The sequence below is a fragment of the uncultured Fretibacterium sp. genome, from assembly GCF_938040765.1.
GTDB lineage: Bacteria > Synergistota > Synergistia > Synergistales > Aminobacteriaceae > CAJPSE01.
The window spans coordinates 1-12,094 of record NZ_CALIAA010000101.1 but is presented as its reverse complement, the minus strand read 5'-3'; the positions used below and the strand labels follow the sequence as shown (position 1 = coordinate 12,094).

The 12,094-nt window shown below is 64.2% G+C and carries 9 protein-coding genes and 1 tRNA gene; 5 read left to right on the top strand and 5 right to left on the bottom strand.

The window, feature by feature from the left end; genetic code table 11:
- From Q0176_RS03775 to arcC, 5 genes are all read right to left on the bottom strand, one after another.
- Window positions 1-394 (bottom strand): prepilin-type N-terminal cleavage/methylation domain-containing protein (locus Q0176_RS03775; protein ID WP_299299377.1); only part of this gene is annotated, 394 nt, incomplete at its 3' end.
- A gap of 117 nt (window positions 395-511) precedes the next feature.
- Window positions 512-1,744: a type II secretion system F family protein gene (locus tag Q0176_RS03770; protein WP_299299375.1), complete on the bottom strand. Its 1,233-nt coding sequence runs from the start codon at window positions 1,742-1,744 to the stop codon at window positions 512-514.
- Window positions 1,745-1,771: 27 nt separating this feature from the next.
- Window positions 1,772-2,854 (bottom strand): PilT/PilU family type 4a pilus ATPase, encoded by a 1,083-nt coding sequence (locus Q0176_RS03765; RefSeq protein ID WP_299299373.1) that lies wholly within the window; start codon window positions 2,852-2,854, stop codon window positions 1,772-1,774.
- A 148-nt stretch (window positions 2,855-3,002) separates the two neighbouring features.
- Window positions 3,003-6,053: an ATPase, T2SS/T4P/T4SS family gene (locus tag Q0176_RS11200; protein ID WP_366797123.1), complete on the bottom strand. Its 3,051-nt coding sequence runs from the start codon at window positions 6,051-6,053 to the stop codon at window positions 3,003-3,005.
- Between the two features lie 124 nt (window positions 6,054-6,177).
- Window positions 6,178-7,137 carry a carbamate kinase gene (gene arcC / locus Q0176_RS03750; protein ID WP_299299371.1) on the bottom strand — a complete coding sequence of 320 codons (960 nt, stop codon included), beginning with the start codon at window positions 7,135-7,137 and terminating at the stop codon, window positions 6,178-6,180.
- 326 nt (window positions 7,138-7,463) lie between these two features.
- Between arcC and Q0176_RS03745 the strand changes: the two genes are divergently transcribed.
- The 5 genes from Q0176_RS03745 (at window position 7,464) to Q0176_RS03725 (ending at window position 11,809) form a co-directional block, all read left to right on the top strand.
- Window positions 7,464-8,915, top strand: coding sequence for a mannose-1-phosphate guanylyltransferase/mannose-6-phosphate isomerase (locus Q0176_RS03745; protein ID WP_299299369.1), 1,452 nt, complete (start codon window positions 7,464-7,466; stop codon window positions 8,913-8,915).
- A gap of 69 nt (window positions 8,916-8,984) precedes the next feature.
- Window positions 8,985-9,440 (top strand): OmpH family outer membrane protein, encoded by a 456-nt coding sequence (locus tag Q0176_RS03740; RefSeq protein ID WP_299299367.1) that lies wholly within the window; start codon window positions 8,985-8,987, stop codon window positions 9,438-9,440.
- Window positions 9,441-9,558: 118 nt separating this feature from the next.
- The gene (locus tag Q0176_RS03735; RefSeq protein WP_299299365.1) at window positions 9,559-10,377 is read left to right on the top strand and encodes an HAD family hydrolase; all 819 of its coding nucleotides are present in this window, start codon (window positions 9,559-9,561) and stop codon (window positions 10,375-10,377) included.
- Between the two features lie 53 nt (window positions 10,378-10,430).
- Complete coding sequence (locus Q0176_RS03730) at window positions 10,431-11,630, top strand: hypothetical protein (protein ID WP_299299363.1); 1,200 nt, start codon at window positions 10,431-10,433, stop codon at window positions 11,628-11,630.
- Between the two features lie 94 nt (window positions 11,631-11,724).
- Window positions 11,725-11,809 (top strand) — tRNA-Leu (locus tag Q0176_RS03725).
- Window positions 11,810-12,094 lie beyond the last annotated feature (285 nt).

Here is a 12,094-nt window from a genome sequence, read left to right as displayed (position 1 = left end):
AGCCCATGTCTCCGTTCGGTCCCGTAGCCTTGTTCTTCTTAACCTTATCAAGCACGGAAGCGGTCAGGGTCTTAGGCTCAATCGAAACGACGCCCCCCGTTACCTTAATTTCATACTTCGTTTTGATCTCATCCGGCCTCTCCATATACCTAGCCATTCCATCAATCGAGACCACCTGAAGGATCTCAGCATCAGTCTTACCCTCAACTCCACCCACTTCTGCAATCGACATAATAACTGCCGCCTTCAGAGCGCGCATCTCGGAAATAGCCGTGGAGGCCGTCGCCGCATCCGTTGCGCTGCCGCTGGACATCAGCATGGCCGCCGCCAGGATACCGATGATGATGATGACGATCAACAGCTCAACGAGGGTGAAACCTTTGCGCATTTTCATAATGAATTCCTCCTCTGATTTTTGTCCCACGTTTTGTGGAACTTTGTGGTGATCATTATAGAGATTTTTAGCTCATTGACAATAGGTCTCAAGACCTATTTATAATTTTCATTCTCCCTAGTCCAAACTGGACATTATCGACGTGATGGGGCCGAAGATGGCCATAGCGATCAGCGCCACGATGCCGCCCACGAAGACGATCATCACCGGCTCCATCAGGGAGGTCATGGCCTTGATCTGCTCGTCTAGCTCCTGGTCGTACCAGGCGGCCACGCGCTCCAGCATATCGTCCAGATGGCCCGTCTCCTCGCCGATTCGCATCATCTGGCAGACCAGAGGGGGGAACACCTTGGCGTGCCGGGCCGCATCGCCCAGCGGCAGGCCGGACTTGGCCGAGGCCTGGAGGTCGGCGAACCCAACGCGGATCACGTCGTTGCCCGAAACCTCCTCCGCCATCTCGAGGCTCCTCAGGATGGGCACCCCCGCCGAGACCAGCGAGGCCAGGGTCTGGGTGGAACGGGCCATACAGGACTTGAAGACCAGGCTCTTGATCACCGGAGTCCTCAGCTTCAACCTGTCCATGAAGGGCTTCGTCGTGGGGCTCCTCAAGAGCCACACGAGGACCGCTATGACGGCGAACGCCACGCCCACGATCAATTTCCAGTTATGCTGGCAATACTCCCCAAACTGGAACATCATCTGCGTCAGGGCCGGCAGCTCGATCTTCATCCCCTCGAAAACCTGCTTGAACTTCGGCAGGATGAACGCGATAAAGAGCACCACCACAGAGATCGCGAAGAGAATGACGAAGGACGGGTAGAACATGGCGGACTTGATCTTGCCGATCAGGGCCGCCTGCTTCTCGAGCAGGGTCGCCACGCGCTCCAGCGATTCGTCCAGCAGACCGCCCTCCTCGCCCGCCTGGACCAGCGAGGTCATCATGACGTTGAAGACCTTGTGCTGCTTCATGGCCTGGCTGAGGGGGACGCCGCGGTCGATGTTGGCCTTCACGTCCAGCAGCACATCCTTGAAGACCAGGTTCCTCTCCTGCTCCGCTATGATGTCGAGCGCCGCCGTCAGGCTCAGGCCTGCTTTGATCATCGTTGCGAGCTGCCGGAAGAAGACCATCTTGGTCTTGCCCGACACCGTGCCGATGCGCCGGAGCTTGTCGAGCAGGGACATCGACTCCCCGGAAGCGGTCCTGACCGCCGCCCCTCCGCCCGAGTTCATCGAGAGCACCACGACGCCCCTCTGCCTCAGGGTCTCCAGGGCCATTCCCTGGTTCTCCGCCTCCACCTGCCCCTCGACGACGCTGCCGCCCGCATCGCGGCCTCTGTATCTGAAGTTCATGGCAACCTCACCCCCAAATCAGTCGTGTCAGACACCTTTCGACAGGATCCGCTGCAGATCCTGAGGGTCGTAGGCATAGGTCATCGCGGCATCCAGGGACAGGGACCCGTTCCTGACGAACTCGGAGAGCCTCTGCTCCATCGTGTGCATCCCGATGTTGGCCGCCGTCTGGATCAGGGTCCGGATCTGGCTGCCCTTTCCCTCCCGGATGCAGTTGCGCACCGCGGGGTTGGCGATCAGCAGCTCGGTCGCGCAGAGCCGTCCGCCGGTCTCCCCCTTGGGGATGAGCTGCTGCGAACAGATGCCCAGCAGGACCGACCCCAGCTGCACCCGAATCTGCGTCTGCTGATGGGACGGGAAGACGTCGATAAGCCGGTCGACGGACTGCGCCGCGTCCTGGGTGTGCAGCGTCCCCAGGACCAGGTGTCCCGTCTCCGCCGCTGTGATCGCCGCCGCAATGGTCTCCAGATCCCGGAGCTCTCCGATCAGGATCACGTCCGGGTCCTGGCGCAGGGCACGGCGCAGCCCCTCGGCGAAGCTGGCGGTATCCGTCCCGACCTCCCTCTGATGGATCAGGCACCGCTCCGAATGGTGCACGTACTCGATCGGGTCCTCGATCGTGATGACGTGCTCGAAACGGGTCATGTTGATCTCCTTGATAAGCGCGGCCAGGGTGGTGCTCTTGCCGTGCCCCGTGGGCCCCGTCACCAGGAAGAGCCCCCGCCGCTTGCGGACGATCTCCTTCAGCACCAGGGGGAGGTTGAGCTCATCCACCGAGCGGATATAGGTGGGGATCAGGCGGAAGGCCGCCGCCATGCCGTGGGCCTCGAAAAAGCAGTTTCCGCGGAACCGTGCCTCGATCCCATCCGGCCCCGTATGGGTAAAGCTGAAGTCCAGCTCATTCTCCTCCTTGAAGACCTCCAGCCGCCCCGGGTTCAGCACCTCCAGCAGGGCACGTTCGATGTCCAGGCCCGTCGGGATCCCGCCCCCCTCGACATATCTCAGGCTTCCGTCGATTCGGATCACGGGAGGGACCCCCACGCTGATGTGCAGGTCGCTGGCGTTCTTCAAGACGACGTCGTTCAGCAAGGCTTTCAGACTGATAGGCAAGGTAAAGGCCTCCTCAATGAAACAGTTTGGCTCGAAGCGGGCGGCAGCCCTTCGAAGGCCCGCCCAAACCGCATCCGCAGAAATCCGTACCCGGGAAACCCCGGACCGCCCATGGCCCCGGTTCCCGACGACAAAACGGTCACGACGGCTAAAGCGTGGTGGCAAAGACCTCCTCGAGCGAGGTATGTCCCGCCAGGGCGTTGTTGATCCCGGACTGGCGCAGGGTCTTCATCCCCCGCTTGATGGCCTCGGCGCGAAGCTGGATGTTGCTGACCCCCTCCAGGATCATGCGCCGCAGCTCGTCGTCCACCATCATGATCTCGTAGATGCCGCGGCGCCCCTTGTAGCCGTTGCGGCACTCGTTGCAGCCGCGGGGCCGGAACGCATGGGTCCCCACCGGGACGTTCAGCGTCTCGCACATGTTCTCGTTCAGCTCGTACTCCTCACGGCAGATGGGACACAGGCGCCGCACCAGGCGCTGGGCGATGACCCCGGACAACGACGCCGAGACCAGGAAGGGGGGAACCCCCATGTCGACCATACGGGTGGCGGCGCTCGGCGCGTCGTTCGTGTGCAGGGTCGAGAGCACGAAGTGCCCGGTGAGGGCCGCGCGGATGGCGATCTGCGCCGTCTTCTGGTCGCGGATCTCTCCCACCATGACCTTGTCCGGGTCCTGGCGCAGAATGGAGCGCAGGGCGGACTCGAACGTCAGGCCCGCCTTCTCGTTGACGTGGACCTGGTTGATCCCCGCGACGGAGAACTCCACGGGGTCCTCGACCGTGATGATGTTGACGTCCGGCTGGTTGATCTTCTGGAGCATCGAGTAGAGCGTCGTCGACTTGCCGCTGCCCGTCGGGCCCGTCACCAGCATGATGCCCCAGGGCATGCCGCAGAACATGTCGATCTTCTCCATGTCGTCCGCCTCCAGGCCCAGGCGGTCCAGCCCCACGGCGGAGCTCTCCTGGTCCAGGATACGAAGGACGACCTTCTCCCCGTTCATAGTGGGCAGAACGCTGACGCGGAGGTCGATGCGCCGGCCGTCCACGCGGATCAGGATGCGGCCGTCCTGGGGCTTGCGCTTCTCCGCGATGTCCATGCCGCTCATGATCTTGAGGCGGGCGGACACGGAGGGATGCAGGGCCACGGGGTAGTCGAACGCGTTGTAGAGCTGACCGTCCACGCGAAAGCGCACGCGCGCCGTCTTCTCGTAGACCTCGACGTGAATGTCCGAAGCCCCCTCGCGCACGGCCTGCTGCAGGAGGTTGCTGACCAGCTGGATGACCGGAGCCTCGTCCACAGCGTTGTCGAAGTCGAGTTCGAGGTTCTGCCCCGACTCCGTGTCCACATCCTCGATGGCCTCCGCGAGGTTGTTCTGGAGGTTGTAGAGGCGGTCCAGGTTCTGATTGATGTCGGACGCGGTTGCGATCCCGATCTTCAGGTTCCGGCCCGTAAGCATCCGCACCTCGTCCTGGGCCAGAAGGTCCAGGGGATTGGACATCGCCACGAGCAGGAGATCGTCCTCCATGATCGAAAGCGGTATCAGGCTGAGGCGCTCCGCGACCGCACGGGGCACCAGCCGGATGGCCTCGGGCATGGGGCGGTAGCGCGTCAGGGTGAACAGGGGCAGCTTCAGCTGGGTGGAGAGCGCCTCGGCCAGGCGCGTCTCCGTGATGAACTTCTCGGAGACGAGCACCTCCCCCAGCTTCCTCTTGTCATCCCTGCCCCCCTGCTGTATCTGCAGCGCCCGGACCAGCTGAGACTCATCGATGACCCCCGCCTGGACCAGGATATCGCCCAATTTGGGCTGGTGGAAGTGCAGCGCGGCGAAGCTGGGTATCAGGGCGCGGTCGTCCGGCGCGGCGGAAGCGGCCCGCGTGTCCCCACCCCCGACAGGCCGACCGTCCTGAGAATCCGTGACGACGGCCGCCGACGGCCCGACAGCCTCGGGCTCGGGACGAGGCGCCTCCATCTCGGAAACGACCTCGGGGACGACGGCGGGGCTCTCATTCAGAGGCTCCGGGACCGAATTCAAGGGCTCCGGGGCCGACACGGCGTCCTGAGGCGTCGGCTCGGCGACGCCCCCCTGCTCCTGGCCGCCGAAGTCCTCCGGGGGTACCGCATGAGACAGGTCTTCCGGCTCCGTCTCGTATACGACGGGGCGGCGCCTCTGACGGACGGGAGCCGACGCGGGCGCGGCGGCAAGCGGCGCGCCGTCATCGGTATCCTCGTATACGACGGGACGACGACGATGACGGACAGGGGCCGATGCGGGCGTACCGGCAGACGGCGCGCCGCCGCCATCGGTCCCCTCATAGACGACGGGACGACGCCTCTGGCGGACGGGGGCTGCACTCGGCTCGGCATAAGACGCCCCTTCGTCTCCCGGCTCATAGACGACGGGACGACGACGACGGACACGGGGTTCCTCGGACACCGTGTCGGATTCCTCGGCGAGGTTGCCCCGGGAGGACAGCTCCGGCCGCCGCCCCTCCTTGGGCAGGACCTCTCCGGCCGTGCCCTGCTCCATCGAAAGCGCTCCGCGGATCCCCTCGGCGTGACTCAGGATATCGCTCAACCGCGTACGGGCAACACTCGGCACGGGACCGGATGCGGGGACACCCTGCCCGGGCTCCGCCTCCGCGCGCCGTCGGGGCGCCCCCCCATCCGGCATCGCCGCGTCCGCCCCCGAGGGGAAGGGCGCCGTCGAAAGCGCTCCTCGGATCCCCTCGGCATGGCTCAAGACATCGCTCAGCCTTGGCCGCGCAGGGTTCTGCACCATCAGAAGAGCCTTGTGAATCGCCCCGGCCGGGGCCAGCGCAAAGCGAAGCTCCATCGGGGCCGCCTTGCGCAGCTCCTCCTGGGTGGCCACATCCAGAGGGTCCGAGATCGCCACGAGCAGGACCGATCCGCGATCCTGCAGCTCCAGGGGAAAGGCGTTCAAGCGCTGCATCAGGTCCACGGGCAGGACGTTGTGGGTCACCACATTGGTTATGTAATCCCCCACGTTGACGACGGGCAACATGAACTGGAGCCCCAAGGCCTCCGTGACCTGCTCCTCCGTCAGGATCCCCAGGCCCACCAGAATAGCGCCCAGACGCCTGTCCGGATCCGAAGCCTTGACGTCCAACCCCCGCTCCAGATCCTCGGGTGTGATCATGCGGGCCTCAAGCAAGATATCTCCAAATCTTTTTCTAGTCATCGTATTGAGAACCTCCGCCTCCTGACTCAATCGCGACACGAAACCCGCTGCCGGAGCACCCAGCGGTTTTTTTCAGCGCATACAAAAACGTGGGAAAACGACAAAAAGAAAGGCGGAAGAACGCTCAAGGCACTACGTGCGTTCCCGCTCTGTCCTCAACGGCCCTGCCCAGGGACTGAGGATCCGTGATGAGGGCACGTCGCCCCTCCCTGCCCGGGCACTCCAGAAACTGAATGACGGCCTGAATCTTGGGGAGCATGCTGCCCGGCGCGAAATGCCCCTCGTCCGCATAACGTTTCAGCTCCTCAGCCGTTACCCGACTCAGAGCCCTCTGGTCCGGCCTGCCGAAATTGATGCAGACCTGAGGGACCCCCGTGGAGATGACCAGCAGGTCGGCCTTCAGACGCGAGGCCAGGAGGCTCGATGCGAAGTCCTTGTCGATGACGGCATCCCGTCCCTCAAGCGTCCCGTCGGGACGCCGGACCACGGGTATGCCGCCGCCGCCGACGGCAACGAGGCAATACCCCTGACCCAGCAGACTCTCGATGGCCGGGGCCTCGATGATCTCCTTCGGCATCGGAGAGGCTACCACCCGGCGGTAGCCGCGTCCGGCATCGCTGACCAGGGTCCAGTCGGGATGCTCGCGGCGTACCCGATCCACCCGATCCTCCCCGAAAAAGGAGCCGATCGGTTTCGAGGGTTTTCCGAACGCGGGGTCCTCCGCATCCACCAGGACCTGAGTCACGACCGTCACGGCGGACTTGTTCAGCCCCCTCCGCCGGAACTCGTTGCCCATGGCCTGCTGGATCTGATATCCTATGGCCCCCTGCGAGTCCGCGCCGCAGTTCACCAGCGGGACCGGATGCATCCCCTCCGCCTGCTCGGCGATCTCCGAACGGCGCAGGATGAAGCCAACCTGAGGGCCGTTGCCGTGGGTGACGACCACGTCGTAGCCGCTCTCGATCATATCCGTGATATGGACCGCCGTCTCACATATGGCCGCGTACTGATCCGCTACGGTCTTATGAGCCTCATCCCTGATCAGCGAGTTTCCTCCGACCGCGACCACCGCCAGCTTGCCCATAGAAGTTCCCTGCCCCTTTCGTCGTCCCATTTCATAAGATCCAGGCGCCCCACAGAACGCCAACATCGAGCTCCAACGCTCCCGTCCCGGCGAAGCGACGCCATATTCGCTATCTCGCCCGCCGGTGGGGTCTATCCCTCGGGCCCCATTGTCGTTATCGGTATCGGCCCAAAAATCTTTTGTTGATTGTACCATTTCAAAGGGATACAATCCACAAGGACCCCCCGCCGTCCTGCGCCATGCAGCCCATGATATCGAGGCCGGGGAGCGGAACGGAGCGGCGTCCGCACTTTCATGTCTAAATTATACTGCAGGGAGCGATGGAGATGTCCGAACTTTATGGCCTGATCCTCACGGGAGGAAGCGGGACGCGGCTATGGCCGAGGTCCCGGGAGGACCTGCCCAAACAGTTTTTGGCCCTGTCCGGCACACGGACGCTGTTTCAAGAGACGATCGTGCGGATGCTGCGCATCCTGCCCGTGGAACACCTGCGGGCGGTGACCGGAGCCCAGTGGGGCTCCCTGGTGGCCCATCAGGCCCGGGAGGTCGCGGGGCCGTTCGAGGACCTCATCGTGACGGAGCCGACGATGCGCAGCACGGCGCCGGCCATCTTGCTGGGCTGCGAGTCGCTCCGGGAGTCCGGCGCGGGGGACGGGGACATCGTGATCGTCACCCCCAGCGACCACATCGTCCGCGATCCGGACGCCTTCGCTGCAGCCCTGGAGCGCGCGGCGGAGGCCGCGGCGGCGGGATACCTGGCGACATTGGGCATCGTCCCCGACCGGCCCGACACCGGTTTCGGCTACATCCGCAAAGGCGCGGAGCGGGGAGCCTGGTTCGAGGCCGAGGCGTTCGTGGAGAAGCCCAACCTGGAGACCGCGCGGGAGTACCTGCGAAGCGGCGACTATCTCTGGAACGGCGGCGTGTTCGTCTTCACCCTCGGCTCTCTCCAGCGGGAGCTCGAGCGGACGGCCCCGGACCTGGCCGCCCTTGCGGGGCGGGGAACGGAGGCCCTGGCCGGGGACTTCGAGGGCATCGAGCCCGTCTCCTTCGACTGCGCCGTCATGGAGCGGGCCCGGAGGGTGGCGGTGGTTCCGATGGACGCGGGCTGGTCCGACGTCGGATCCTGGGACGCGCTGCACGAGGTGTCCGACCGCGACGAGCGGGGCAACGCGACGGTCGGGGACGTGACGCTCCGGAATGCCTCCGACTGTTTCGTGGACTCCCGGAACCGGCTGACGGTGCTGAGCGACGTCGAGGGCCTCATCGTCGTCGATTCGCCCGACGCGCTCTTCGTCACGCGGCGCGGAGCCTCTCAGGGCGTGCGCGACGTCGTCCGGGGACTGAAGGCCGAGGGGCGGCGGGAGGTCAGCCAGATCTCCGAGTGTACGAGGCCCTGGGGGGCCTACCGGGTCCTCTGCGAGGCGGAGCGCTTCAAGGTCCGGCACCTGGTGATGACGCCGGGCAAGGCGGCATCGTTCCCGCCCCGCTGCCACAGCGCCGAGCACTGGATCGTCGTGAAGGGGGCGGCGCGCGTGCGCCTTGGAGACGAGGAGCGCTTCGTCCCCGAGGGGGACGGGATCTTCATCCCCAAGAACGTCCCCTGCCGGCTGGAGAACTGCGGGCGGATCGCCCTCGAGGTCGCGTCGGTCCTGGAAGGCAAATATTGGGGCGAGGGCGAGGACACCGCAGGCACGGAGCGGACCGAGAGCCCCGACGGTTCCACGGGTAGGAATATGAGTAATCCTGACGTTTGTACCGCCCTCCATCGATGCTAGAATGCCAGTTGGTCGTGCCTGAGGGGAAAAGGGCAAAGCTTTGGATTTCAAGCCTATTAGGAGGGATTCATGTTGTTTTTGAGAAACTTTCTGGTTTTGAGCGTAACGGCGATTGTGTTTGTGCTTGCCGCGGGTGGAGCCGCGAACGCGGCGGTCGATTCCGTCGGCGTCATCGATATGTACGAAGTCACCAACAACCACCCGAAGATGAACGACGCCAAGGCTCAGCTGGCGACGATATCCCGCCAGAAGGAGACCGAGGCGAAGGCCGCCGCCGACAAGGAGTCCGACCCCGCCAAGAAGGCTCAGATCGTCCAGGCAAAACGGATGGAGCTGGCCAAGGAAGAGCAGAAGATCATGGACCCCATCTTCAGGGACTGCCAGCAGGCCGTCCGTGAGGTGGCCGTGAACAAGAAGCTGACCCTCGTCCTCAACAAGTCCGTCGTCCTGATCGGCGGTTCGGACATCACGCAGGACGTCATTCAGCAGCTGGCCAAAGGCAACGCCGCGCCCAAGAAGAAATAGACGGCCCCACAGCATTTACCGATGGAAAGGCTGCGCCCCGCGCGCAGCCTTTCTTCATGTTCCCGGGATTTCCAAGGGCCCGGGGTTTCCCGCTCCTGAAGGGAGCCCGAGGTTTGGCATGAAACTGTTCATCACGGATATAGACGACACGTTGTCGATCGGAGAGGCCGTCGCGGACGAGGTTCGGGAGGCCTGTTCCCGTCTCCGCAGCGCAGGCTGGGAGATCATGGTCGCCACGGGGCGAACCTACAGCACGGCCCGCGGACACATGGAGGCGATCGGGGTGACCCGTCCCTCGATCCTCTATAACGGAGGCCGCATCGTGGACCCCGTCGGGCGCCCCCTCTACAGCCGCCTGATGGAGGAGAACCTGGCCAACCGCATCCTGGAGTACGTCTGGACGCTGCCCCTCGAGCTCCAGGTGTCCGGCGACGAACGCATCTCCTGCCGGGAGACGGACACGCAGACCCGGAGCTTCTTCGCAAACCTCGGCCCCATCCGCCTCGTAACGGAGCCGGTGGTGACGGAGCCCGTCTTCCGCATCTGCCTGTGGATGGAATCCCGGCTCATGCCCGAGGTGGAGAAGGACCTTCGGGAGCGCTTCGGACGCGAGGCCGAGATCTGCCCCGGAGGCCCGCAGTTCATGGACATCCAGCCCCTGGGCGTCTCCAAGGGAAGCGCGCTGGACCGCCTCCTCGCGGAGCTGCCCACCCGGCCCGAGGTGATCGTGGCGGCCGGGGACCACTGCAACGACAGGGAGCTTCTGCGCCGCGCAGACGTCGCGGCCTCGCCTTCCAACGCACACGAGGCGCTGCTTCGGGAGGCCGACCTCATCATCCCCCCCGTCTCGGAGCACGGCATCCGCGCCCTGATCGACCACATCCTCTCCCCCGCCTTCGCCACAGCCCCTTTCGCGGCTCCGGGCCGCCGATTGTAGTCGTATAATTAACTAAGGACGCAGGATTACGGATGCAGGGAGGCGGCGTTCCGATGCGGGGTCCAATGAAGTTCTTCTCGATATTTGCAGCATTTTTTCTTCTTTTCTCGGCCGGATGGGGCGCGGAGGGAACCGCCTGGGCGCAGCAGGACAAGGACTGGACGTGGAAAGTCCTTGTGGTCGCCCCGGAGGGCGGCTGGGAGGACAACGTGGGGAGATCCATACGCGCGGCCCTCTCCTGGCACGAGGCGGAGATCGACGAGAGCGGCAAGGGGGTCCGAGGGCACGACCTCCGGTTCGTCTATCTTCCCCCGATGGACGAGGGCAGTACGGCCACGGCTCCGCTGCCGGTCGACAAATATACGGTCGCCTTGCTAAGTTTTGCCACCCCCGAGGTCGACCGCATCCTGATCGGGAGGGCGGCCGCGCTCGGCATTCCCCTCATGCTGGCGAACGGGGAGGACGTTTCCTTCCACCGGGCTGACGGCCGGCTCCTGCCCTTCGTCTTCGGCCTCGACCTTTTCCGCGACTACAGGAGCGAGGCCCTGGCCGCCTACGCCGTCGAAACGCTCACTTCGCAGGACCGCCTGGCCCTCATGGGGAGCCGCTTCACGGTCCATCAGGAACGTGAGGCGAAGCTGTGCCAATCGCTCCTGCTCGACGCCGGATTCATGCCCATGCCCTACTGGGTGGACGCCTCGGTGACCGACACCTTCGCCCTTCTCGTGGAGGAGGTCGAGAGCTCCGGGCAGGGCGTCCTGGTCGCGTTCATGGGCAACATGGCCTCCAAGGAGATGTGGCGCACCTTCATGCGCACCCTCACGCCCTGGAGGCTGTGGCACTGCGGCAGGCCGGACGAGTCGTTTTTGTCCTTCCATGGGATGGTCTTCGCCGACCAGAACCTTTTTCTGGAAAAACACGGCGGCTTTCAGGAGCTCAAGCGACACCTGTGGAACACCCGGACCCTCCAGGTCCCGGACTCCGTCGCAGCAGGCCGTGCCGATGCCCTGGCCCAATGGCTGATTCAGGGGCTGAACGCACTGCCGGGCCCTTTGGAGAGCCTGGACCGCCCGGCGCTGCTGGACCGTCTGGGCCGAGCCGAGCGGATTCCCTTCGGCAATCAGGTGCTCGACGTGAACCCCGAGCTTCACCGGCCCCGCCGCCGTCAGGTCTATATTCTGGAGATACGGGACCGCGGGTATTTCCTTCTGAAAACGCTTTCAACTCAGGGGCCCGCTTATTTTTCATATTGACACGAGCCTTTGGCCCGACCCTCTTCCCCACGCCGTACCCAATCCTGCGCAGGCGCGATGCGGCGTGATAGAATATCGGGGCGGGCGGAAAAGTGCGGGGGTGGCGGAACGGCAGACGCACCAGACTTAGGATCTGGCGCCCTTGTGGCGTAGGGGTTCAAGTCCCCTTCCCCGCACCATAAGCGATCGACGCACCCCACGAGGCTCAATCAGCCCCGCGGAAGGCGGTCGCCCGTCGGCGTCGATACTCGGTCACTGGACCGCGCATCGACATGGACCCCAGTCAAAAAAGGTCAGGGTAAGTAAAGGAATCATGATATGGGCGTGGTGTGTTTTTAAACACGTCCTTCTTTTTGTCGTCGGCAGGTTGTTATTGGCGGAGCGAGGCCGCTTGGGATTATCAACCCCCTCGATATAGATACACATAATTTCCCTTGATCTCGTCTTTGTTTGAGTGTGCGTGC

Bases quoted from the DNA above. Each gene is read 5' to 3' on its own strand.
- Q0176_RS03770 (WP_299299375.1), bottom strand. From the start codon at position 1,744: ATGAACTTCAGATACAGAGGCCGCGATGCGGGCGGCAGCGTCGTCGAG.
- Q0176_RS11200 (WP_366797123.1), bottom strand. From the start codon at position 6,053: ATGACTAGAAAAAGATTTGGAGATATCTTGCTTGAGGCCCGCATGATC.
- arcC (WP_299299371.1), bottom strand. From the start codon at position 7,137: ATGGGCAAGCTGGCGGTGGTCGCGGTCGGAGGAAACTCGCTGATCAGG.
- Q0176_RS03745 (WP_299299369.1), top strand. From the start codon at position 7,464: ATGTCCGAACTTTATGGCCTGATCCTCACGGGAGGAAGCGGGACGCGG.
- Q0176_RS03740 (WP_299299367.1), top strand. From the start codon at position 8,985: ATGTTGTTTTTGAGAAACTTTCTGGTTTTGAGCGTAACGGCGATTGTG.
- Q0176_RS03735 (WP_299299365.1), top strand. From the start codon at position 9,559: ATGAAACTGTTCATCACGGATATAGACGACACGTTGTCGATCGGAGAG.
- Q0176_RS03730 (WP_299299363.1), top strand. From the start codon at position 10,431: ATGCGGGGTCCAATGAAGTTCTTCTCGATATTTGCAGCATTTTTTCTT.